The organism is Pseudooceanicola profundus (assembly GCF_054919315.1).
This window is the reverse complement of the sequence record NZ_CM142898.1, coordinates 3,490,063-3,510,835: the sequence shown is the minus strand read 5'-3', so window position 1 is coordinate 3,510,835 and position 20,773 is coordinate 3,490,063. Positions and strand designations below refer to the sequence as shown.

General features: G+C 67.2%; 20 protein-coding genes and 1 tRNA gene. 6 read left to right on the top strand and 15 right to left on the bottom strand.

The features are described 5' to 3' along the window. Positions 1-323: 323 nt before the first annotated feature. Entirely contained in the window at positions 324-1,448 is a 1,125-nt protein-coding gene (locus ACX9MO_RS16135; RefSeq protein WP_462212573.1) for an aromatic ring-hydroxylating oxygenase subunit alpha, read from the top strand. A gap of 108 nt (positions 1,449-1,556) precedes the next feature. Here ACX9MO_RS16135 and ACX9MO_RS16130 read toward each other — a convergent pair. From ACX9MO_RS16130 to iscR, 14 genes are all read right to left on the bottom strand, one after another. Then, positions 1,557-1,633: transfer RNA gene (locus ACX9MO_RS16130), tRNA-Arg, on the bottom strand. Positions 1,634-1,829: 196 nt separating this feature from the next. Continuing rightward, positions 1,830-2,843, bottom strand: a complete 1,014-nt coding sequence (locus ACX9MO_RS16125) for a methyltransferase (RefSeq protein WP_462212572.1) — start codon at positions 2,841-2,843, stop codon at positions 1,830-1,832. A gap of 265 nt (positions 2,844-3,108) precedes the next feature. Then, the gene (locus ACX9MO_RS16120) at positions 3,109-4,329 is read right to left on the bottom strand and encodes a cysteine desulfurase (protein WP_462212571.1); all 1,221 of its coding nucleotides are present in this window, start codon (positions 4,327-4,329) and stop codon (positions 3,109-3,111) included. Positions 4,330-4,370: 41 nt separating this feature from the next. Further along, positions 4,371-4,952, bottom strand: a complete 582-nt coding sequence (locus tag ACX9MO_RS16115; RefSeq protein WP_222489626.1) for a YIP1 family protein — start codon at positions 4,950-4,952, stop codon at positions 4,371-4,373. A 2-nt stretch (positions 4,953-4,954) separates the two neighbouring features. Next, positions 4,955-5,467, bottom strand: coding sequence for a YIP1 family protein (locus tag ACX9MO_RS16110; RefSeq protein WP_462212570.1), 513 nt, complete (start codon positions 5,465-5,467; stop codon positions 4,955-4,957). Continuing rightward, the gene (sufD, locus tag ACX9MO_RS16105) at positions 5,467-6,768 is read right to left on the bottom strand and encodes a Fe-S cluster assembly protein SufD (RefSeq protein WP_462212569.1); all 1,302 of its coding nucleotides are present in this window, start codon (positions 6,766-6,768) and stop codon (positions 5,467-5,469) included. The genes ACX9MO_RS16110 and sufD overlap by 1 nt, the downstream gene beginning before the upstream one ends. Then, a complete protein-coding gene (sufC, locus tag ACX9MO_RS16100; RefSeq protein ID WP_462212568.1) occupies positions 6,768-7,523 on the bottom strand; it encodes a Fe-S cluster assembly ATPase SufC in 756 nt (251 codons plus the stop codon). The genes sufD and sufC overlap by 1 nt, the downstream gene beginning before the upstream one ends. Positions 7,524-7,548: 25 nt before the next feature. After that, positions 7,549-8,145 (bottom strand): hypothetical protein, encoded by a 597-nt coding sequence (locus ACX9MO_RS16095; RefSeq protein ID WP_462212567.1) that lies wholly within the window; start codon positions 8,143-8,145, stop codon positions 7,549-7,551. 13 nt (positions 8,146-8,158) lie between these two features. Next, a complete protein-coding gene (locus ACX9MO_RS16090; RefSeq protein ID WP_222489621.1) occupies positions 8,159-8,473 on the bottom strand; it encodes a heavy metal-binding domain-containing protein in 315 nt (104 codons plus the stop codon). 31 nt (positions 8,474-8,504) lie between these two features. Next, positions 8,505-8,699, bottom strand: coding sequence for a hypothetical protein (locus ACX9MO_RS16085; protein WP_222489620.1), 195 nt, complete (start codon positions 8,697-8,699; stop codon positions 8,505-8,507). Then, on the bottom strand, positions 8,696-8,887 hold the full coding sequence (locus ACX9MO_RS16080; protein ID WP_462212566.1) for a hypothetical protein: 192 nt from the start codon (positions 8,885-8,887) through the stop codon (positions 8,696-8,698). Before ACX9MO_RS16080 ends, ACX9MO_RS16085 begins: the two co-directional genes overlap by 4 nt. Positions 8,888-8,889: 2 nt before the next feature. Beyond that, positions 8,890-10,428 carry a Fe-S cluster assembly protein SufB gene (gene sufB / locus ACX9MO_RS16075; protein ID WP_222489618.1) on the bottom strand — a complete coding sequence of 513 codons (1,539 nt, stop codon included), beginning with the start codon at positions 10,426-10,428 and terminating at the stop codon, positions 8,890-8,892. Positions 10,429-10,444: 16 nt separating this feature from the next. Continuing rightward, positions 10,445-11,491, bottom strand: coding sequence for a cysteine desulfurase family protein (locus ACX9MO_RS16070; protein WP_462212565.1), 1,047 nt, complete (start codon positions 11,489-11,491; stop codon positions 10,445-10,447). Between the two features lie 88 nt (positions 11,492-11,579). Continuing rightward, the gene (gene iscR / locus ACX9MO_RS16065) at positions 11,580-12,074 is read right to left on the bottom strand and encodes a Fe-S cluster assembly transcriptional regulator IscR (protein WP_222489616.1); all 495 of its coding nucleotides are present in this window, start codon (positions 12,072-12,074) and stop codon (positions 11,580-11,582) included. 163 nt (positions 12,075-12,237) lie between these two features. On the opposite strand from iscR, the gene ACX9MO_RS16060 reads away from it, so the two are divergent. The 5 genes from ACX9MO_RS16060 to ACX9MO_RS16040 all read left to right on the top strand — a co-directional run bounded on the left by ACX9MO_RS16060 (position 12,238) and on the right by ACX9MO_RS16040 (position 17,277). After that, the gene (locus ACX9MO_RS16060) at positions 12,238-12,891 is read left to right on the top strand and encodes an alpha/beta hydrolase (protein WP_222489615.1); all 654 of its coding nucleotides are present in this window, start codon (positions 12,238-12,240) and stop codon (positions 12,889-12,891) included. A gap of 1 nt (position 12,892) precedes the next feature. Next, the gene (locus ACX9MO_RS16055) at positions 12,893-13,213 is read left to right on the top strand and encodes a hypothetical protein (RefSeq protein ID WP_462212564.1); all 321 of its coding nucleotides are present in this window, start codon (positions 12,893-12,895) and stop codon (positions 13,211-13,213) included. Between the two features lie 142 nt (positions 13,214-13,355). Beyond that, a complete protein-coding gene (locus ACX9MO_RS16050; RefSeq protein WP_462212563.1) occupies positions 13,356-14,507 on the top strand; it encodes an HD domain-containing protein in 1,152 nt (383 codons plus the stop codon). 49 nt (positions 14,508-14,556) lie between these two features. Beyond that, a complete protein-coding gene (locus ACX9MO_RS16045) occupies positions 14,557-16,260 on the top strand; it encodes a hypothetical protein (protein WP_462212562.1) in 1,704 nt (567 codons plus the stop codon). A 138-nt stretch (positions 16,261-16,398) separates the two neighbouring features. After that, entirely contained in the window at positions 16,399-17,277 is an 879-nt protein-coding gene (locus ACX9MO_RS16040; RefSeq protein WP_462212561.1) for a GNAT family N-acetyltransferase, read from the top strand. Positions 17,278-17,295: 18 nt separating this feature from the next. On the opposite strand, the gene mfd is transcribed toward ACX9MO_RS16040, so the two are convergent. Next, the gene (mfd, locus tag ACX9MO_RS16035; RefSeq protein WP_462212560.1) at positions 17,296-20,772 is read right to left on the bottom strand and encodes a transcription-repair coupling factor; all 3,477 of its coding nucleotides are present in this window, start codon (positions 20,770-20,772) and stop codon (positions 17,296-17,298) included. Position 20,773 lies beyond the last annotated feature (1 nt).

Below are 20,773 nucleotides of genomic sequence, written 5' to 3'. Positions count from 1 at the left end.
GAAACAGGGCTGAGAGTGCCGTTACAGGCGACAAGACGAGCACCGAGACAGGTCGCCAGGCGGCCGCTGAGACGACCCATGACAATCACTGGCCTGGGCAGTGGTCCGGGCGGTGTGCCGCCCAGTGGAGCAGGTCATCGCGCGCCAAGGAGCCGGCCCGGCGGCCTTGGCCTGCGCAGTTTGTTAGCACACCAACAAACTCGCCAGCGAAAAACGGCCCCGGGCCTTCCGCAGGGGAAACATCCCCCTTGCCAGATCCCTCAGGCCGGGCGGACACTCCTCCATCCCCCGAGGGACCTGCATCTGCCGCAAGGAGGCCGCCCGTGAACATCCATGATCCCGCAGCCGAGCTGCGCGCCAATGTCGCCCTGCCCTTCGATCAGGCCCGCGCCATGCCGGTCTCGGTCTATACCTCGCCCGACTTCATGGCGCTGGAGCAGGAGCATGTCTTTGCCAGGTCATGGCTCTGCGCCGGGCGTGCGGATGCGCTGAAGGACCCGGGCGACTACCTGACGATGGAGATCGCGGGCGACCCGGTGCTGATCCTGCGCGACCGGGACGGCGCGCTGCGCGCCATGTCCAACACCTGCCGTCACCGGATGTCCACGCTGCTGGAAGGGCGCGGCAACGTGCGCGTCATCACCTGCCCCTACCACGCCTGGACCTATTCTCTCGACGGCTCACTCCGCGGCGCGCCGGCCATGGACATGAACAAGGGCTTCTGCAAGGCGGACCACGGGCTGCCCGCGATCCGCTGCGTCAACTGGCAGGGCTGGATCATGGTCACCCTGAACCCCGACCTGCCCGACCCGGCCGAGCAACTGGCAGAGGTCGATGACCTCGTCGGTTACCTCGACATGAGCCGCTACGTGGAGACCTTCCGCGAGGACCACCTCTGGGACACCAACTGGAAGATCCTCGCCGAGAATTTCATGGAGAGCTATCACCTGCCCATGTGCCACGGCGGCACCATCGGCGGCGCGGTGGACCTGCGTAAGATGACCTGCCCCGAGGGCAAGGCCGCCTTCAACTACCACCACATCCTCAAGGACGATTCGATCGCCCTCTCCATCGCCCACAAGGACAACACGACCCTTCAGGGCGAGGACCGCTATCGCACCTGGCTGATGGCGATCTATCCCTCGCTGCTGATCACCCTGACGCCGGGATATTTCTGGTATCTCTGCCTCGCCCCCGGGGCGGAGCCCGGCAAGGTGAAGATCGTCTACGGTGGCGGGCTGCACCCCGACTTCGCCGCCGATCCGGAAGCCGAGGCCCATTTCGCGACGCTCAAGGGGCTGCTGGACCACGTCAACGACGAGGATCGCGGCTGTACCGAGCGGGTCTGGAAAGGCATGCAGGGCCGCCTCGCCGTGCCGGGCTCCCTCAGCCACCTCGAACGGCCGAATTACGAGTTCGCCCGCTGGATCGCGGCACGGATGCCCTGACCGCCCCGCCGCCCCAGCCTGCCGTCGGTCACGCTGATTGCAGGCGTGGGGCCACGCGCGGCGCAAAACGAAAGCCGTGCAGCGATATCAAGGAAGTATGCGGGGAAGTGGCGCACCCGAGAGGATTCGAACCTCTGGCCTCTGCCTTCGGAGGGCAGCGCTCTATCCAGCTGAGCTACGGGTGCGTGTCGCGGTGACTTACCCCATCACCGGGACCCGCGCAATGGGGTAAGTCGATTTCCTTCGGGACAGTTTTCGCCCCCGCGAGGGCCCCCTCGCGACGGTGACGCCGGGCGCCGTCGGAGGGCCGCGCGACGCGGTCTCCCTCCTGCTCCATCCCCGGCCCGATCCCGCGATGTGCAGCCCGGGCCAGGACCTGCATCAGGCAGGTTTCACGCCCTGTGCCAACATGGTCATCTCGGGGATCATCGTGTCGACGGAGGCAGCCTCGAAGCCCGCCTTGGTCAGCGCCTCTTCCAGCCAGCCCGCGTCGAGAGACCGCGCCTCGGGGGTGAAGGCGGTGTGCTGCAACTGCCAGAGCGCCGCCAGCTTGGGCCCGGACCGGTCGGCATCCACCACGAAATCGTGGATCAGCAGCCGCCCGCCCGGTTTCAGCGCGTCATAGGCGCGCTTGATCAGGTCCTCGTGGGCCTCGCCGGGCACGCCGGAGAAGAGGTAGGACATGAGCACCACGTCCTGCCCACCCGGGAAGCCCGTCTCGAGCGCGTTGCCGTCGTCATAGATCACCCGGTCGGAAAGCCCTGCCTCAGCCACGTAGCGGCGTCCGAGGGCGGCGACGTTGGGGAACTCCAGCACGGTGGCCTTGAGCTGCGGGTTCTTCTGGCAGAGCGTGATCGCGAAGGCGCCGGTGCCACCGCCGACATCCAGCAGCGAATCCGCCATCGAGAGGTCCAGCGCCTTGGCCAACTGCCGTGCCGGCCCGAGCGAGCCCGCGTGCTGGCTCTCGGAATAGAGCTTGGCCTCTTCCGGGTCCGAGAACCACTCGGCGTAGGAGCCGGTGTCCTCGTCCTTCAGCTTGCCCTGCAGCGCGTCCTCGATCTGGTCGAGCAGCGGGTACATCTGCTTGCCGACCTGCAGTTCGAGATAGGGGCCGAAGTCGTATTTCGCGCCCTTCACGAGGAAGGCCTCGGAGGCGGGCGCATTGGAGAACTTGCCATCCTCCACCGCCACGAGGCCGAGGCCCGCGAGGCTGGTCAGCAGCGTCATCATGGCGTCTTCGCCGATCCCGGCGGCCTTCGCGAGGTCCGCGGCGGTCTTTGCCCCGCCCGAGAGATGGGTAAACACCCCGAATTGCAAGGCCGAGAAGAGTGCCTTCGATCCCATGAACCCAAAGGCAATATCGGAAATCTCGTCGGCGTTCTGCGCAAGGGGCATCCCTGTCTCCTTCTGTCGTTAACCTGTGGGCATGCTACAGGACCTAGGCCAGATGAAAACAGCTCAAGGTCGCAAATGGATCATTCGGTGACGTTTTCTGCCGCCCTGCCCGTTTCTTGACGTCCGCGCCCCCTGCCCCATGCGGTGAAAATCAAGACACTGAAACGACTTCGGGCCCGGTCTTCACGCGAAGACCAGGCCCGGCGCGGCAGGGACCGCCAGCAAGTTTTTTGGTCAGCGGCCCCGGAATGACCCGGCCGGCGCCTCAGGCGAAGAGATCGTGGGCCAGTTCCAGCGCATCGATCAGCGTGTCGACCTCGGCGCGGGTGTTGTACAACCCGAAGGAGGCGCGGCAGGTCGCGGTGACCCCCAGATGCTCCATCAGCGGCCCGGCGCAATGGTGCCCGGCCCGGACCGCGACGCCCTTCTTGTCGAGGATCGTCGAGATATCATGGGGATGCGCGGCCCCGTCGAGGGTGAGCGAGAAGATCGCCGCCTTGCCCGGGGCCTGCCCCTGGATGTTGATCCAGTTCAGCCCGTTGAACTTCTCGGTCGCATAGGCCGCGAGGTCGGCCTCGTGGGCCGCGATCGCCTCCATGCCGACACCTGTCATGTAGTCCAGCGCCACACCGAGGCCGATCATCTGGACGATGCCCGGCGTGCCGGCCTCGAACTTCAGCGGCGGCTCGGCATAGCAGATGCCCTCGCGGGTGACTTCCTTGATCATGTCGCCGCCACCGAGGAAGGGACGCATCTCTTCCATCCGCTCGGCCTTGATGTAGATCGCGCCGGAGCCGGAGGGGCCATAGAGCTTGTGCCCGGTGATGGCGTAGAAATCGCAGCCGATGTCCTGAACGTCGACGGGCATGTGCACCGCGCCCTGCGAGCCGTCCACGAGGACGGGCACACCGGCGGCGCGGGCCCCGGCGCAGATCGCCTTCACGTCGACGATGGTGCCGAGCACGTTGGAGCACTGGGTCACGGCGATCAGCCTGGTCCGGGGCCCGATGGCCTCCAGCACCTTCTGCGGGTCGAGGGAGCCGTCGGCCTCGGGTTCGATCCACTTCAGCACGACGCCCTGGCGTTCCCGCAGGAAATGCCACGGCACGATATTGGCGTGGTGCTCCATCACGGAGAGGATGATCTCGTCCCCCTCCTTCAGGCGCGGCGCGGCCCAGCCGTAGGAGATCATGTTGATCCCCTCGGTGGTGCCCGAGTTCATGACGATCTCGTCCTCGGAGGCGGCGTTGAGGAAGCGCGCGATCTTGCCGCGCACGGCCTCGTACTTCTCGGTCGCGAGGTTGGAAAGGTAGTGCAGGCCGCGGTGCACGTTGGCGTATTCCATGGAATAGGCCTGCGTGATCGCGTCGATCACCACCTGCGGTTTCTGGGCCGAGGCGCCGTTGTCCAGATAGGTCAGCGGCACGCCGTTCACCTCCCGCGACAGGATCGGGAAGTCGGCGCGGATGGCGTTGACGTCATACATCAGAGAGGTCCTTCAGCAGTCGGGGGCAGCGGTCGAGGGCATCAAAGCGCCCCTTCAACGGTCGCGGGGGCGACCCCGAAGGCCGCCAGCACGAAGGAGAGCAGGAAGGCCAGCAGCAGGCCGGTCATCAGCATCAGCGCGGCCGGTTTGCCCCAGCCGGTAAAGCCATGGGCGGCGGCGAGGAACCCGCCGAGGACGAAGAGCCCCCAGAAGCCCGCCGCCATGCCGAGCAGGCCGCCCAGCATCGGGATCAGCAGCGAGATCGCACTGACGGCCAATTGCGCCGCAAGCCGCAGCGCCTGCAGCCAGACGACGACCAGCGCCATGTCCGCCAGCCGCGCGGTCCCGCCCAGCATGCGGCCGGCCTGCGTCATGATCACGGTCATGCCGACCATGGCAAAGCCGATCAGCGCCGCGAGGGCGAAGGGCGAGCGCAGCATCGGCGGCAGCACGTCGACCGGCGCGAAGAGCAGCCCGTAAAGGATGCCGTTCAGCACCGCCAGCAGGCCCATGGCCGTCCAGACGGCATTGTTCGGCGGGCGCAGGCTCAGCAGCTGGCGACCGGCCTTGCCCGGCTCCACCACAGACATCAGCACCAGTGCCTTGATCTCGTCGAAACTCATCGTCACTCCTGTCCGGTCGCGGCCCCATCGGGTGCGAGGGGCCATTCGGCCACCCGCATGCCTGCGATCCAGAACCACAGGAAGATGGCCAGCCATGCCAGCCCCACGAGGTCGAGCGCCGGACCGGGCCCGATGAAGCCTGCCACCATGCCATGGAGCAGCAACACCGGCGCGGCCGCAAGGATCGACCAGAAGAGCGCCATGCGCGCGGTGTAGAATGTCCCGCGTCCGCTCGCAATCCGCGCCACAACATGCGCCAGTGCCGCGATGCCGTAAAGCAGCAGCGGCGCAAGGAAGACCCAGGCCATCAGCGTGGAGCCGAGCAGCGGGCTCAGCTCCTCGCCGGTGAGAAAGGCCTCCCGCGACAGCCGCGGCCATTGCGCCACGAAGATCAGCAGGCAGCCCGCCATCAGCGTGGCGAGCGCCCTGTCCTCGCGCTCCCCTGCCCGGAGGTGGCGGCGCAGAACCGCCCCCGGCCTCCGGTAGGTGGCCGCGATGTCGCGCAGGATCGACATCAGCCGCGACGCCGCTCCAGCCAGTCTTCGAGGCGGGCAAGGATCAGGCCCGACAGCTCTTCGCTGTCGATCTCCTGCAGGGCTTCGGCGAGGAAGGCCAGCGTCAGCAGGTTGGTCGCCTGATCCGTCGGCACCCCGCGCGAGCGCAGGTAGAAGAGCGCCGTCTCGTCGATCGCACCGGAGGTCGAGCCGTGCGAACAGGCCACGTCATCGGCGTAGATCTCCAGCTCCGGCTTGGCGAGGAACTGGCTGTCGTCGTCCAGCAGAAGCGACTGGCTGATCTGGTAGCCATCGGTCTTCTGTGCGCCTTCCTTCACGAGGATCTTGCCCTGGAAGACCCCGACGGCGCCGTTGCGCAGCACCTTCTTGAAGACCTGGCGGCTTTCACAGTTCACCGCGTCATGGGTCACGAAGACCGTGTCGTCGTGGTGGAAATCGCCGTCGCCAAGCGCCGCACCGGCCACGTGGGCCACCGCGTCATCGCCGGTCAGCTCGATCACGCAGTCGTTGCGCGTCAGCACGCCGTTCATGGTGACCGTGAAGCTCTTGAACACGCTCTCGCGGCCGAGGCGCGCGAAGATATGGGTCGCGGCGCGACGCTCGTGGTCGCGGGCCTGGGTCCGGACGTGGTGGAAGGCGGCCTCGTCGGCCACCTCGACCTCCAGCACCTTGTTGAAGCGCGCGGCCGCCGGGCCATTCTCCAGCAGGGTCATCTCGCCGCCCTGCTCCACTTTCACGACGTGGTGCAGGATCGCCTCGGAGGCTTCGCTCTCGCGGCGGTAGATCAGGCTCACGGGCTTGGAGACCTTCCCGGTGACGCGGATCAGCACGCCATCGGTGGCAAAGGCCGTGTTCAGCGCCGCCAGCGGACGTTCCACCGGGGTCTGACCGTTGGTTTCCAACGTGCCGTAGAGGTCGCGGGCCCAGTGCAGATCGGTCGCGCCGGCCTCGGCCAGACGCTCGATGGTCAGGCCTTCGAGGCTCAGGTCGTCCGAGGCCTCGGCGTCGAACTTGCCGGAGGTGAAGACGATCTTGAGGCGGTCCACCTCGTCGAACATCGGCGGCTCGTCATCCTTGAAGAGCGCGGCGGGCGTCACCTCGGGCGAGATCAGCGTCTCGGGGCGGGTCCACTTCCAGTATTCGTCCCGGGGGCCGGGCAGCGCCATGGCGCGGACGCGGCTCAGCGCGTCAGCGCGCAGGCCGTCCAGCCAGCCGCCGGTTTCGGGCAGGGTCAGCGTCGCAAGACGGGCTTCGGTCGCCTCGTCCTTGCGCGCGCGCAGGGCAACTTTGGGCGATTGCATCAGGCGTCCTCCGCCAGGATGTCGGCATAGCCGTTCTTCTCGACTTCCAGCGCCAGCTCGGGGCCGCCGGTCTTGATGATGCGGCCGTTCGCCATGATGTGCACGACGTCCGGTTTGATGTGGTCCAGAAGACGCTGGTAGTGGGTGATCACGAGGAAGCCGCGGCCTTCGTCGCGCAGCGCGTTCACGCCGTCGGAGACCAGTTTCATCGCGTCCACGTCGAGGCCCGAGTCGGTCTCGTCGAGGATGCACATCTTCGGCTCGAGCACGGCCATCTGAAGGATCTCGTTGCGCTTCTTCTCACCGCCCGAGAAACCGACGTTCACGGGGCGCTTCAGCATCTCGGCGTCGATCTTCAGGGTCTTGGCCTTCTCGCGCACCAGCTTGAGGAAGTCGGTGGCGCTGATCTCGTCCTCGCCGCGGGCCTTGCGCTGTGCGTTCAGCGCGGTGCGCAGGAAGGTCATGTTGCCGACACCGGGGATTTCCACCGGGTACTGGAACGCGAGGAAGAGGCCCGCCGCGGCGCGCTCTTCGGGTTCCGCCTCCAGCAGGTCCTCGCCTTCTAGCGTGGCCGAGCCCTCGGTCACTTCATAGCCGTCGCGGCCCGACAGGACGTAGGACAGGGTCGACTTGCCCGAACCGTTGGGGCCCATGATCGCATGCACCTTGCCCGCCTCGACGGTCAGGTTCACGCCCTTGAGGATCTGCTTGTCCTCTTCTTCCAGCTTCACGTGCAGGTTCTTGATTTCCAGCATATCTTTCATCCTTTGCAGGCAGCCCTCACGGGGTCTGCATCCATTCCATGAGCCGCAGCAGTTGGTCCGCCGGGACCGGCTGCGGCGTGATATCGAACCGGGCCAGCCGGCCGGTCATGACCGGCTGCCCCAGAAATTCCTCGACCGGGCGGTATTCCGGCCGGTCACCGTAGTCGTCGATCAGCAGCGCCACGGGGCGGCTGATCCGGAAGGCCGTCGCCATGGCGCAGCCGAGACGGAAGCGCCCGTCCACCAGCACCACGTCGGGGTGGAACGCCAGTTCGTCCCAGACCCCCAGCGGGTAGGCCGCGAAGCCGCGCCAGCCGCTGTCGTCCAGCGGATAGCCCCAGTTCTCGGTCCCGCCGATATCGGCGTGACGGACCTCCACCGCGCTCGCCGGCGGGTTCTGGGCGAACCACGCCTGCATCATCGCGGCCCAGTCGGGGTCGCTTTCCACCGCGACCACCTGCTTGCCCGGCATCTCGGCGGCCATGACGGTGGACCCGCCCGAGCCGTATTCGAGGATGCCCTGCGCCGCCCCGTAGGCGGACCGCAGCGCCGCGGCTTCGGCCGCGGGCAGCGTCAGCTCGGGACGCGGAAGCGAGGGGGCGGTATCCGGCAACGCGCGCTCCGCCTCAGTCCAGCACCACGGCGGTCCCGGAGACCGAGACCATCAGCATCGACTGGCCCACCACCTCATAGTCGAGATCGACCCCGACGATGGCATTCGCCCCCAGCGTCGCCGCCCGCGCCTCAAGCTCGCCGAAGGCCACGTCGCGCGCGTCCTGCAGCTTGCTCTCGTAGGCACCCGACCGGCCCCCGATCACGTCGGTGATCGAGGCGAAGAGATCGCGCACCACGTTGGCGCCCATGATCGCCTCACCGACGACCACGCCCTTGTAGTCCGTGATCCGGCGTCCCTCGACGCTGTTGGTGGTGGTGACGATCATCGCTTTCTCCCGCCGTTCCGTCGGCCCGGCCTCAGCCGAACAGGTACTTCATCGCCATCATGACGATCATCGCCAGCACACCGGCCGCAAGTGCCGTCAGCACGACCGAGCCGGCCACCAGCCCCTCGACGTTGCCCTTGCGCTTGCGCATGCCAAGGCCGATCAGGATGCCCACGAAGACGCCGATCCCGACGCCAAGCGATTGCATCGCGAGAGAGACGATCATCTGCGTTCCTTTCCGGTCACGGCGCGGCCAAGCCCAAGGGCCAGAGCCCCGGTCAGCCCGATGACGACGGCCATGTGCAGCCCCTCGCCCTCGAACAGCCCGAGGGCCGAGGCCCCCGCAACCGTCAGGCCCGCCGTCCCGAGGGCGGCCAGCACAACGGCGGCGGTGAAGGTGGCGCGGCCCGACATGATCAGCCCACCGAGCCTTCGAGCGAGATCGCCACCAGCTGCTGCGCTTCCATGGCGAACTCCATCGGCAGGGCCTGAAGCACGTCACGGCAGAAGCCGTTGACCACGAGGGCGACGGCCTCTTCCTCGTCCATGCCGCGCTGACGGCAGTAGAACAGCTGATCATCGTCCACCTTGGAGGTGGTCGCCTCGTGCTCGACCCGGGCCGAGTTGTTGCGCACTTCGATGTAGGGCACCGTGTGGGCGCCGCACTTGTCGCCGATCAGCAGGCTGTCACACTGGGTGTAGTTCCGCGCGTCGGTGGCTTTCTTGTGCATCGAAACCTGACCGCGATAGGTGTTCTGTGCCTTGCCGGCCGAGATCCCCTTGGAGACGATCCGGCTCTTGGTGTTCTTGCCAAGGTGGATCATCTTGGTGCCGGTGTCGGCCTGCTGCATGTTGTTGGCAATGGCGATCGAGTAGAATTCGCCCTGGCTGTCGTCGCCGCGCAGGATGCAGGACGGATACTTCCACGTCACGGCAGAGCCGGTCTCGACCTGCGTCCACATCACCTTGGCGCGGTCGCCGCGGCAATCGGCGCGCTTGGTCACGAAGTTGTAGATGCCGCCCTTGCCGTTCTCGTCCCCGGGGAACCAGTTCTGCACGGTGGAATACTTAACTTCCGCATCTTCCTCGACGATGATCTCGACCACGGCGGCGTGCAGCTGCGCGGTGTCGCGCTGCGGTGCGGTGCAGCCTTCGAGGTAGGACACGTAGGAGCCCTTGTCCGCGATGATCAGCGTGCGCTCGAACTGGCCGGTGTTCTCCGCGTTGATGCGGAAATAGGTCGACAGCTCCATCGGGCAGCGGACGCCCGGCGGCACGTAGACGAAGGACCCATCCGAGAAGACGGCCGAGTTCAGCGTGGCATAGAAGTTGTCGTTCACCGGCACGACCGAGCCGAGGTACTTCTTCACCAGTTCGGGGTGCTCGCGGATCGCCTCGGAGATCGAGCAGAAGATGACGCCCGCCTTCTTCAGCTCGGCCTGGAAGGTCGTGCCGACCGAGACGGAGTCGAAGACCGCATCCACGGCCACGCGGCGCTCTTCCTTGCCCTCGGCGGGGGTCTCGCCCGCGCCCTCGACACCGGCGAGGATCATCTGCTCCTTCAGCGGGATACCGAGTTTCTCGTAGGTTTCCAGCAGCTTGGGATCAACCTCGTCCAGCGACTTGGGCTTGGTCTCCATGCTCTTGGGGCGGGCATAGTAATACTGCTTCTGGAAGTCGATCTCGGGGTAGTCGACCATCGCCCAATCGGGCTCTTCCTTGGTCAGCCAGCGCTTGAACGCCTCCAGCCGCCACTCGGTCATCCACTCCGGCTCGCCGTTCTTGTCGCTGATCAGCCGCACGATGTCCTCGTTGAGGCCCATCGGCGCGTATTCCATCTCGATCTCGGTTTCCCAGCCGTACTTGTAGGCCTCGCCGATGGTCTGGACGGCCTCGACCGTTTCACGGTCGACGCCCTCGCGAACCTCCAGCTCTTTCTGATCGGGTGCGGTCATGTCGCTTCCTTCCGTCTCACGCCGCGCGGGCGCGGTGTTTCTCAAGCCGCGCCAGCCATGTCTCGGCAAAGCGCGTGATGTCATCGTCTGTCGTTTCGGGGCCCAGGCTGACGCGGATCGCGCAGCTGGCCTCGGCCTCGTCAAATCCATAGGCGCGCAGCACCTTGCTGGCGCGCACCTTGCCGCTGGAACAGGCCGAGCCCGCCGAGATGGCGAAGCCCGCAAGGTCCATCTGCATCACCTGCGTCTCGCCCTTCCAGCCGGGCGCGATCAGGCATGACGTGTTGGGCAGGCGCTTGGCGCCCTGCCCGGCCACGATCACCTGCGGCGCGGCCTCGGCGATCATCGCCTCCAGCCGGTCGCGGCGTGCGGCCACGTCTTTCCAGACCCCGGCATCGAGGTCCTTCGCGGCGGCCTCCGCGGCGGCCCCGAAGCCCGCGATGCCGAGGATGTTCTCGGTCCCGGCCCGGCGGCCCATCTCCTGACCGCCGCCCTTCAGCTGCGCGGTCACGTCGAGGCCCCGGCGCAGCACCAGCGCCCCGATGCCCTTGGGCCCGCCCAGCTTGTGCGCCGAGACGAGGGCCATGTCGCAGCCCAGCCAGTTGAAGGCCACGGGCAGCTTGCCGAAGGCCTGCGTCATATCCGTGACGGCCAGCCCCTGCGGCAGGTCCTGCAGCACGCCCGTCTCGCTGTTGGCGAGTTGCAGGCAGGTCGCGGCAGGGTCGTCCACCGTGACGATCCCGTCGCGGCTGACCGGAAGCACCGGGTCGATCCAGGCGCCCACGGCGTCGTGTTCGATCTCCGCCCCGACCAGCTCCCGGCCCGCGAGCGCCAGCGCCGCGGCCTCGGTCGCCGAGGAGACGAAGACGATGTCCGCGCCGTCCGCCCCGAGCGCGGCCGAGACCTGCGCGCGGGCGCGCTCCACCAGCGCCTTGGCCGCCCGCCCCTCGGCATGGACCGAAGAGGGGTTCCCGGCCACGTCCATCGCCGCGATCATCGCGGCGCGGGCCTCGGGGCGCAGGGGCGTGGTGGCGTTGAAATCCAGATAGGTACGCGGGGCCATCAGCGCATCCCCTCTGCCGCGCCGTCCCGAAGATGGACGCTGCGTAGATCTTTAAGAGACGGCCGGGGCCGGTATGCGCGCATGTCCTTCACGCCTCGCTGACCTCTTCCGCCGTCGAGCCGTCTTCCTCGTCCACCACGGCAAAGAGCGTGGGCACGGCCGGGCACGGCGCGAGGCCGTTCTTCACCACGTCACCGAGGCTGGTCTGGTGCAGGAAGACATAGACATGGGCCGAGAGCCCTTCCCACAGGCGGTTCGTCACCGACTGGGCGCGGCTGCCCGAGGCACCGCCGCTGGCGCCCGCCCCCTTGTGCATGGCGCTGACGGTTTCATCCACCGCCGAGAGCACGTCGACCACGCGAATCTCTGCCGCGGGACGCGACAGGCGATAGCCGCCGCCCGGTCCGCGCACCGAGACGACAAGCCCCGCCCGGCGCAGCTTGACGAAGAGCTGCTCCAGATAGGGCAGCGAGATCGACTGCCGCTTGGAGATCTCTGCCAGCGTCACGAGGCATTCCTTGGGCTGAAGCGCCATGTCCGCAAGGGCAACCATCGCATAGCGCCCCTTCGTGCTGAGTTTCATGACCGGATCTCCGACAGAACACGCGAATGAATTGACCTCATGGCCCCCAAGCCTTATCTCGCTTGACAGCCAGTCGGTCCACCGACTGATTTAGAACCGTTCTAAGGTCGCCTACCAATTCTGTCAAGAATTAAGCCCGACCGCCGCAGGAGACAAGGCACACATGCCCGAGGTCATCTTCCCCGGACCCGAAGGCCGCCTCGAAGGCCGCTACCACCCCCAGAAGGACAAGGACGCCCCGATTGCCATCGTGCTGCACCCGCATCCTCAGTTCGGGGGCACGATGAACAACAAGGTTGTCTACAACCTTCACTACGCCTTCTATAACATGGGTTTCACCGTTCTGCGCTTCAATTTCCGCGGCGTCGGACGCAGCCAGGGCGAATACGATCAGGGCGTGGGCGAGCTGTCGGATGCGGCCTCGGCCCTCGACTACCTGCAATCGATGAACAACAACTCCAAGCATTGCTGGGTTGCGGGCTTCTCCTTCGGGGCCTGGATCGGCATGCAGTTGCTGATGCGCCGCCCCGAGATCACCGGCTTCATCTCGGTCGCACCGCCCGCGAACATGTACGATTTCTCGTTCCTCGCGCCCTGCCCCTCCTCGGGGCTGATCATCAACGGCACCGCCGACCGCGTGGCGCCGCCCGCGGACACCACCTCGCTGGTCAGCAAGCTGCAGGAGCAGAAGGGCATCACCGTCACCCACGAGCAGATCGAGGGCGCGGGCCACTTCTTCGAAGAACCCCACATGGACACGATGATCGGCACGGTGAGCGACTACGTGAAGCGCCGCCTGACCGAATCCACCCGTTGATATGAGCGTCGCCGAGGAGCTTGCCGATGCGCTCGCGCGGGACGTGCTCGCCTCCGCCCCCCATCTGGGCGACGAGCACGACCTGATCCGCGAGATCGCCAAGGTCCTCGCCGCCTCCTCGACCACCACCGAGGAGGCCTTCATGACCGCGATCCGGATCCGGATCGCCGAGCGGCGCGCCCGCGCGCTGCTTAACCAGAAGCTCGCCGAGAAGGGCCTGCCGCCCGCCGGCACCCGGCCCGCAGCCAAACCTGCCGCCAAGCCCGCGGCCCCTGCCGGCCAGCCTCCCCGCCGCCCGGCCCCGAAGCCGCCCGAGGGCTGAGCCCTGCCGGGGCTGCAATGCCCCTGCCCGCTGGCCATTTCCTGCCCCCTGTCCCGCGTTTCCCGGCATCCGGGCTTTCGCCCGGCGCGCGCAATGGCTATTGCGGCGGCAGATACCGGGACACGATACTGGGACATGACAGATGACCGATGACCTCCGCCCCCGGCTCGACGCGCAGATGGCCTTCCTGCAGGAAAGCGACCGCCTGAAGGCGGTTGATCGCGCCTCGACCCTGACCGACCAGTCGCGGCAGGAGAATTCCGCCGAACATTCGTGGCAGGCCGCTCTTGCCGCGATGATCTGGCTCGGCGACCTCGCGCCGGACCGGCTGTCGCGCATCATCGCAATGCTGCTGCTGCACGACCTCGTCGAGATCGACGCCGGTGACCAGCCCATCGACCTGCCCCATGACGCCGTGGCCCTCGCCGCCGCCGAGGCCGCCGCCGCCGAGCGTCTCTTCGCCCTGCTGCCCGCCGATCAGGGCCGCGCCTTCCGCGCCCTCTGGGAGGAGTTCGAAGCCTGCGACAGCCCCGACGCCCGCCTCGCCAAGAGCGTCGATTTCGCCGTGCCGATCCTGCAGACCTGGGCCGCCAGCCCGCGCCGCGCCGATCACGAGGCCGTCTGCCGCGAGAACCTCTCCACCGGCCGCGCCCGGCTGATCGCTCAGACGCTGCCCGCCCTCTTCGCCTGCCTCGAGGCCGAGGGCACCGCCAGCGGCGATATCGCCCGGCAGGTCCGCTTCCTCGCCGAGATGGACCGCCTGAAAAACATCTACCGCGCCACCACCCTTGGCGACGGCTCCCGGCGCGAGAATTCGGCCGAACATTCCTGGCACCTCGCGCTCTATGCCCTCGTGCTGGGGGAACATGCAGGTCCCGGGGTCGACCCCGCCCGGGTGGTGCAGATGCTGCTGATCCACGACATCATCGAGATCGACGCGGGCGATGCGCCGATCTTCGGGGATTTCGACGCCGCCGCGAAGGAGGCCGAGGAGGCCGCAGCCGCCGACCGTCTCTTCGGCCTGCTGCCCGAGGCACAGGCCCGTGCCCTGCGCGCGCTCTGGGGCGAATTCGAGGCCAACGAGACCCCCGACGCCCGCTTCGCCAAGTCGGTCGACCGGTTCCAGCCGCCGAACCAGAACCTCGCCTGCGGCGGCGGCAGCTGGGTCGAATACAGCGTCGACTACGCCACTTTCGAGGCCCGCGTCGGCGCGAAGATCGCCCATGGCGCCCCGGACCTCTTCGACTGGATCGCCCCGCAGGTCCGCGCCTTCATGGCGACACTGGCCCGCTGATCCCCCGGGCGCTAGGCTGGCCCCGCAGACGCAGAGGAGCCAGCCGCCCATGGACGATTACTATGACCTCGGCCCGCACGGGATGCCCGTCACCACCGCCAGCCCGCTGGCGCAGCTGTGGTTCGACCGGGGGCTGAACTGGGTCTACGGCTACAACCACGTCGAGGCGGTCGCCTGTTTCCACAAGGCGCTGGAGGCCGATCCCGCCTGCGCCATGGCGTGGTGGGGCGTCGCCTATGCCAGCGGGCCGAACTACAACCTGCCCTGGGTCAAGCTCGATCCCGTCAGCCGTGCCAAGGCGCTCGCGGTGTCCTTTGACGCCACGCAGGAGGCCCTCTCCCGGCTGGAGGGCGTCACGCAGCCCGAGGCCGACCTGATCCGCGCCCTCGCCGCCCGCTATCCGCAGCGCGACCCGATCGAGGATTTGCAACCTTGGGTCGATGACTTTGCAAATGCGATGCGCCGCGTCAGCGCCGCCCACCCCGATCACAAGGACCTGCGCACGATCTTTGCCGAGGCGCTGCTGAACCGCACGCCCTGGGCCATGTGGCTGCAGGCCGAACGCCGGCCCAATCCACTTGCCGATACGCTGGAATGCCAGGCCGTGCTGGAGACGGGCATGGCCCAGCCCGGCGGCATGGCGCACCCCGGCCTGCTGCACCTCTACGTCCACCTGATGGAGATGTCGCCCACCCCCGAGAAGGCGCTGAAGGCCGGCGATGTGCTGCGCCATCTCGTGCCGGATGCGGGCCACCTCGTCCACATGCCCACCCATATCGACGTGCAATGCGGCGCCTATCAGGATGCGCTCTTCTGGAACCAGCGCGCCATCGCCGCCGACCTGAGGTATTTCGACCGTGAAGGCGGGATGAACTACTACACCGGCTACCGGATGCACGACTACCACTTCGCCATCTACGGCGCGCTCTTCCTCGGCCAGATGCAGCCCGCGCTGGAGGCGCTGCGCGGCATGGAGGCCACCTTCTTGCCCGAACTGCTGCTGATGGAAAGCCCGCCGATGGCCGAGTATTTCGAGGCCTATCTCGCCATGGAACCCCATGTGTTGATCCGCTTCGGCCAATGGCGCGAGCTGATCGCCATGGCGCCCCCCGTCGATCCCGCCCTGCGCGCCACGCTGCATGTCACGCTGCTCTACGGCAAGGCGCTCGCCCATGCGGCCCTTGGCGAGGTCGAGGCTGCGCTTGCGGGCGAAGCAGCATTCCTCGCAGCCCTGGAGCAGATGCCACTGCGTCGTCTGCACAACAACCTCGTCAGCGACCTGATGCAGATCGCGCGCGAGATGCTGCGCGGCGAGATCCTCTATCGTCAGCGGGACTACACCGCCGCCTTCGCCCACCTGCGCGAGGCGGTCCGGCTGGACGACACGCTGCCCTATGACGAGCCCTGGGGCTGGATGCAGCCCGCCCGCCACGCCCTTGGCGCGCTGCTCTACGAACAGGGCCACGTGCCGGAGGCGGAGGCCGTCTATCGCGCGGACCTCGGCCTTGCAGGCGACCTGCCCCGCGGCTCAATCCATCCGGATAACGTGTGGTCCCTCAAGGGCTTGCACGACTGTCTTGAAGCGCAAGGGGAGAGCGTGGAACGGCGTCTGATCCGGCAGAAGCTGGACTTCGCCCTGGCCCGTGCCGATGCCGGCGTGGCGGCCTCCTGCGCCTGTGCGCAGTCGGCGATGCTGGCCAGCGGTCAGATCAAGGGCCCGAGCTGTTGTGCCGCGCAACAGGCCGGGGAGTGAGTATTTCTGGAAAGATGAAAGCCCTGCGCGCCTCGGGAAACCACATGCGGAATTAGCTGACAGATGTCAGATACCCTCTTGACCGGCGGCATCTACCTGACATAAGTCAGCGGAAATTACCTGACAAAGGTCAGACAGATGTCTCTCACCGATATTTCCCGGGTCCGGCGGTTCAGCCGGGCCGTGACCACTGAAACCGGCGCGTTGGATCAGAGCTTCCTCGGGCGCGGCCGCCCGCTGGGGGTGGCGCGGGTGCTCAATGCCATCGGCCATGGCCGGGGCGACGTGGCGGACCTGCGGCTTTACCTCGGGCTCGACAGCGGGCAACTCTCCCGCATCCTGCGCGGGTTGGAAGAGGAAGGGCTGATCACGACCGAGACGGCGGAAGAGGATGCGCGGCGCCGGGTGGCCGTGCTGACCGGCAAGGGCTCCGCCGAATTCGCGGAGTACGAGGCGCTGTCGAACGCCAATGCCAACAGCCTGCTCTCACGCCACCCGGACCCGGACAAGCTGTTGGAAGCGATGGACTTCATCGCCTCCGCCCTGACCCGCGACCGGATTACCATCGAACTGGCGGACCCGGAAAGCCCCCATGCCAACTGGTGCCTCGACCGCTATTTCGACGAGGTGAACAGGCTCTTTAAACAGGGGTTCGAACGGGCCAAGACCTGCGATCCGCAGGCGCCCGCCATGCGCCCGCCCGTGGGGGCCTTCCTGCTGGCGCTCTCCGACGGGCTGCCCATCGGCTGCGTGGCCCTGAAGGGCACGGATCAGGGCTATGCGGAGGTCAAACGGCTCTGGATCGCGCCCTCCGCCCGGGGGCTGGGCCTGTCGAAACGGATGATGCAGGAGACCGAGCGCGAGGCGCGGCGCCTCGGGATCGGCACGCTGCGGCTGGACACCAACGAACAGATGCCGGCGGCGATCGCGCTTTACGAAAACACCGGCTGGACCCGGATCGAGCGCTTCAACGACGACCCCTACCCCACGCATTTCTTTGAGAAAAAACTGACATAAGGAATAGGCCCGAGACCCTCAGGCCTTTTCCTTCTTCGCTTCCTTGACCTTCTCGGCGAGGTCGCGCGCGATGGCGAATGCTCCCTTGATCCGGTCGGCGTCGTTCTTCCAGTCGCGGCGCACGACGATCTTGTTGTCCTTGACCTTCGCCAGCCCGTTCTGCGCCTGCATGAACTCCACCAGCCCCGCTGGAGAGGCGAACTTGTCGTTGTGGAACTGGATCGTCGCGCCCTTCTCCCCGCCGTCGAGCTTGGCAATGCCCGCGCGTTTGCACATGGCCTTGATCCGCACCACGAGGAGCAGCGTGTTGACCTCCTTCGGCAGCTTGCCGAACCGGTCGATGAGTTCGGCGGCGAAACCTTCCAGCTCGACCTTGGTGGTGAGGTCCGACAGGCGGCGGTAGAGCCCCAGCCGCAGGTCGAGGTCCGGCACGTATTCCTCTGGAATCAGGAGAGAAACCCCCAGGTTGATCTGCGGCGCCCAGTGATCGTCGAGGTCCTGGAGCCCCTCCATCTCGCCCGCCTTGATCTTGGCAATCGCCTCCTCCAGCATCTGCTGGTAGAGTTCGTAGCCCACGTCGCGCATCTGGCCCGACTGTTCCTCGCCCAGAAGGTTGCCGGCGCCGCGGATGTCGAGGTCCTGCGAGGCCAGCGTGAAGCCCGCCCCCAGCGTGTCGAGGGAGCCCAGCACCCGCAGGCGCTTCTCGGCATCCGCTGTCAGCTTCACCCGCGGTTTCGTGGTCAGATAGGCATAGGCGCGGGTCTTGGCACGGCCCACACGGCCCCGGATCTGGTAGAGCTGGGCGAGGCCGAACATGTCGGCCCGGTGCACCACCATCGTGTTGGCGCGCGGGATGTCGAGGCCGCTTTCCACGATCGTCGTGGCCAGCAGCACGTCATACTTGCCGTCGTAGAAGGCGTTCATCCGCTTGTCCAACTCGCCTGCCGCCATCTGGCCGTGGGCGGTGATGAAGCTGACCTCGGGCACCTGTTCGCGCAGGAACTCCTCGATCTCGGGCAGGTCGGAGATGCGGGGCACCACGTAGAAACTCTGTCCGCCGCGGTAGTGTTCGCGCAGCAGCGCCTCGCGGATCGTGACGGCGTCGAACTCGCTGACGTAGGTGCGGATCGCCAGCCGGTCGACCGGCGGCGTGCCGATGATCGAGAGGTCACGCACCCCGGTGAGCGACAGTTGCAGCGTGCGCGGGATCGGCGTGGCGGTCAGGGTGAGCACATGGATGTCGGAGCGGAGTTGCTTCAGCCGCTCCTTGTGGGCGACGCCGAAGTGCTGCTCCTCATCGACGATCAGCAGGCCGAGGTTCTTGAAGCGGATCTGCTTGGACAGCAGCGCGTGGGTGCCCACAACGATGTCCACGGTGCCCTTGGAGATCCCGTCACGGGTCAGTGCGGCATCCTTGGAGGAGACGAAGCGCGAGAGCGGCGCGACCTGCAGCGGGAAGCCCCGGAACCGTTCGGCAAAGCCTTGATAATGCTGGCGCGCCAGCAGCGTCGTGGGGGCGATCACCGCCACCTGAACGCCCGACATGGCGGCGATGAAGGCCGCGCGCAGGGCGACCTCGGTCTTGCCGAAGCCCACGTCGCCGCAGACCAGCCGGTCCATCGGGTGGCCCGAGCCGAGATCCGTCAGCACGTCGCCGATGGCGCCCAGCTGATCGTCGGTTTCCTGGTAGGGGAAGCGGGCCTGGAAGGCATCCCACGCGCCATGCGGCGGCTCGAGGATGGGCGCGGTGCGCAGCACGCGCTCGGCCGCGACGCGGATCAGCTTGTCGGCCATCTCGCGAATGCGCTGCTTGAGCTTGGCCTTCTTGGCCTGCCATGCGCCACCGCCCAGCCGGTCGAGCATCCCGGCCTCGTGGCCGTATTTCGACAGCAATTCGATGTTCTCGACCGGCAGGTAGAGCTTGGTCTGCTCGGCGTATTCGATGGCGAGGCATTCGTGCCGCGCGCCCACCGCGGTGATCACCTCGAGCCCGAGGTAGCGGCCGATGCCGTGATCGACGTGGACCACGAGGTCCCCGGGTGAAAGGCTGTTGGCCTCGGTCAGGAAGTTCTCGGCCCGGCGCTTCTTCTTGGGCTGGCGGATCAGGCGGTCGCCGAGGACATCCTGCTCCGAGATCACGGTCAGGCGGGTGTCCTTGCCCTTGATCTTCCACGGGCCCTCGAAGCCGCTTTCCAGCGCCAGCACGGCGAGGTGAAGGCCGTGGCGGTCAATGCCCTTGGCGTCACGGATCGAGATGGCGCCGACGAGGCCCTCGTCCTCGATCAGCCCTTCCAGACGTTCCCGCGCGCCTTCCGAATAGGAGGCGATGACCACCGGCCCCTGATCCAGTTTCGCACGAACATGATCCGCGAGCGTTTTGAAAAGGCTCACGTTTTCCAGCTGACGCTCGGGCGAGAAATTGCGCCCGATCCGCCCGCCTGCATCCACCACGCCGGGGCCGGAGGCCCGGGGCAGCGGCGAGGTCTGGATCACCCGGCGCGCGCCAAGGGCCTCTTCCCACGCGGCATCGTCGAGGTAGAGCAGCCCCGGCGGCGTCGGCTTGTAGACGCTGTCCATCTTGCCGCGCTGTTGCAGCGCATGGCGGCGGGTCTCGTATTGGTCGGCCACGCTCTCCCACCGGGCGAGGCGCGCGGGCGTGGTCTGATCGTCCAGCATGACCGGTGCGCCGGGCATGTAGTCGAAGAGGGTCTCAAGCCGCTCGTGGAAGAAGGGCAGCCAGTGTTCGATGCCCTGATGTTTGCGGCCTGCGCTGACCGCCTCGTATAGCGGATCGTCGGTGCCCGCCGCGCCGAACTCGATGCGGTAGTTCTGGCGGAAGCGCGTGATCGCGGCCTCGTCGAGGATCACCTCGGAGACGGGGGCCAGCTCGACCACCTCCAGCTTCTCGGTGGTGCGCTGCGTTGTGACGTCGAAGCGCCGGGCGCCGTCCAGAATGTCACCGAAGAGGTCGAGCCGCACCGGCCCGCCCTCGCCCGGCGGATAGATGTCGATGATGCCGCCGCGCACGGCGTAGTCGCCGGGCTCCATCACCGAATGGCTCTGTGAGAAGCCCATCCGCACGAGGAAATCGCGCAGCGCCTTTTCATCCACCCGGCCCCCGACACGGGCGGTGAAGGCCGCCTCGCGCAGGATATCCCGGGCGGGGATGCGTTGGGTGGCCGCGTTCAGCGTGGTCAGCAGGACGAAGCTCTGCGGCATCCCGTGCACAAGGCCCGCCAGCGTGGCCATCCGCGCGGCGGAGATATCGGCATGGGGCGAGACCCGGTCATAGGGCAGGCAGTCCCAGCCGGGGAACCGGATCACCGGCATCTCTGGCGCGAAGAAGGCGAGCGCATCGGCCATGTTGGCCATGCGCTTGTCGTCGCGCGCCACGTGGATCACGGGACCACCGGCGCGGGCGGCCTCGGCCAGCACGAGCGCCGCGTCGAACCCTTCCGGCGCGCCGCCGAGGGTGATGTTCGTCCGCTGGTTCATG

Bases quoted from the DNA above. Each gene is read 5' to 3' on its own strand.
- ACX9MO_RS16040 (WP_462212561.1), top strand. From the start codon at position 16,399: ATGTCTCTCACCGATATTTCCCGGGTCCGGCGGTTCAGCCGGGCCGTG.
- sufD (WP_462212569.1), bottom strand. From the start codon at position 6,768: ATGCAATCGCCCAAAGTTGCCCTGCGCGCGCGCAAGGACGAGGCGACC.
- ACX9MO_RS16060 (WP_222489615.1), top strand. From the start codon at position 12,238: ATGCCCGAGGTCATCTTCCCCGGACCCGAAGGCCGCCTCGAAGGCCGC.
- sufB (WP_222489618.1), bottom strand. From the start codon at position 10,428: ATGACCGCACCCGATCAGAAAGAGCTGGAGGTTCGCGAGGGCGTCGAC.
- sufC (WP_462212568.1), bottom strand. From the start codon at position 7,523: ATGCTGGAAATCAAGAACCTGCACGTGAAGCTGGAAGAAGAGGACAAG.
- ACX9MO_RS16120 (WP_462212571.1), bottom strand. From the start codon at position 4,329: ATGTATGACGTCAACGCCATCCGCGCCGACTTCCCGATCCTGTCGCGG.
- iscR (WP_222489616.1), bottom strand. From the start codon at position 12,074: ATGAAACTCAGCACGAAGGGGCGCTATGCGATGGTTGCCCTTGCGGAC.
- mfd (WP_462212560.1), bottom strand. From the start codon at position 20,772: ATGAACCAGCGGACGAACATCACCCTCGGCGGCGCGCCGGAAGGGTTC.
- ACX9MO_RS16050 (WP_462212563.1), top strand. From the start codon at position 13,356: ATGACCGATGACCTCCGCCCCCGGCTCGACGCGCAGATGGCCTTCCTG.
- ACX9MO_RS16055 (WP_462212564.1), top strand. From the start codon at position 12,893: ATGAGCGTCGCCGAGGAGCTTGCCGATGCGCTCGCGCGGGACGTGCTC.
- ACX9MO_RS16090 (WP_222489621.1), bottom strand. From the start codon at position 8,473: ATGATCGTCACCACCACCAACAGCGTCGAGGGACGCCGGATCACGGAC.
- ACX9MO_RS16085 (WP_222489620.1), bottom strand. From the start codon at position 8,699: ATGATCGTCTCTCTCGCGATGCAATCGCTTGGCGTCGGGATCGGCGTC.
- ACX9MO_RS16110 (WP_462212570.1), bottom strand. From the start codon at position 5,467: ATGTCGATCCTGCGCGACATCGCGGCCACCTACCGGAGGCCGGGGGCG.
- ACX9MO_RS16080 (WP_462212566.1), bottom strand. From the start codon at position 8,887: ATGTCGGGCCGCGCCACCTTCACCGCCGCCGTTGTGCTGGCCGCCCTC.
- ACX9MO_RS16045 (WP_462212562.1), top strand. From the start codon at position 14,557: ATGGACGATTACTATGACCTCGGCCCGCACGGGATGCCCGTCACCACC.
- ACX9MO_RS16115 (WP_222489626.1), bottom strand. From the start codon at position 4,952: ATGAGTTTCGACGAGATCAAGGCACTGGTGCTGATGTCTGTGGTGGAG.
- ACX9MO_RS16125 (WP_462212572.1), bottom strand. From the start codon at position 2,843: ATGCCCCTTGCGCAGAACGCCGACGAGATTTCCGATATTGCCTTTGGG.
- ACX9MO_RS16070 (WP_462212565.1), bottom strand. From the start codon at position 11,491: ATGGCCCCGCGTACCTATCTGGATTTCAACGCCACCACGCCCCTGCGC.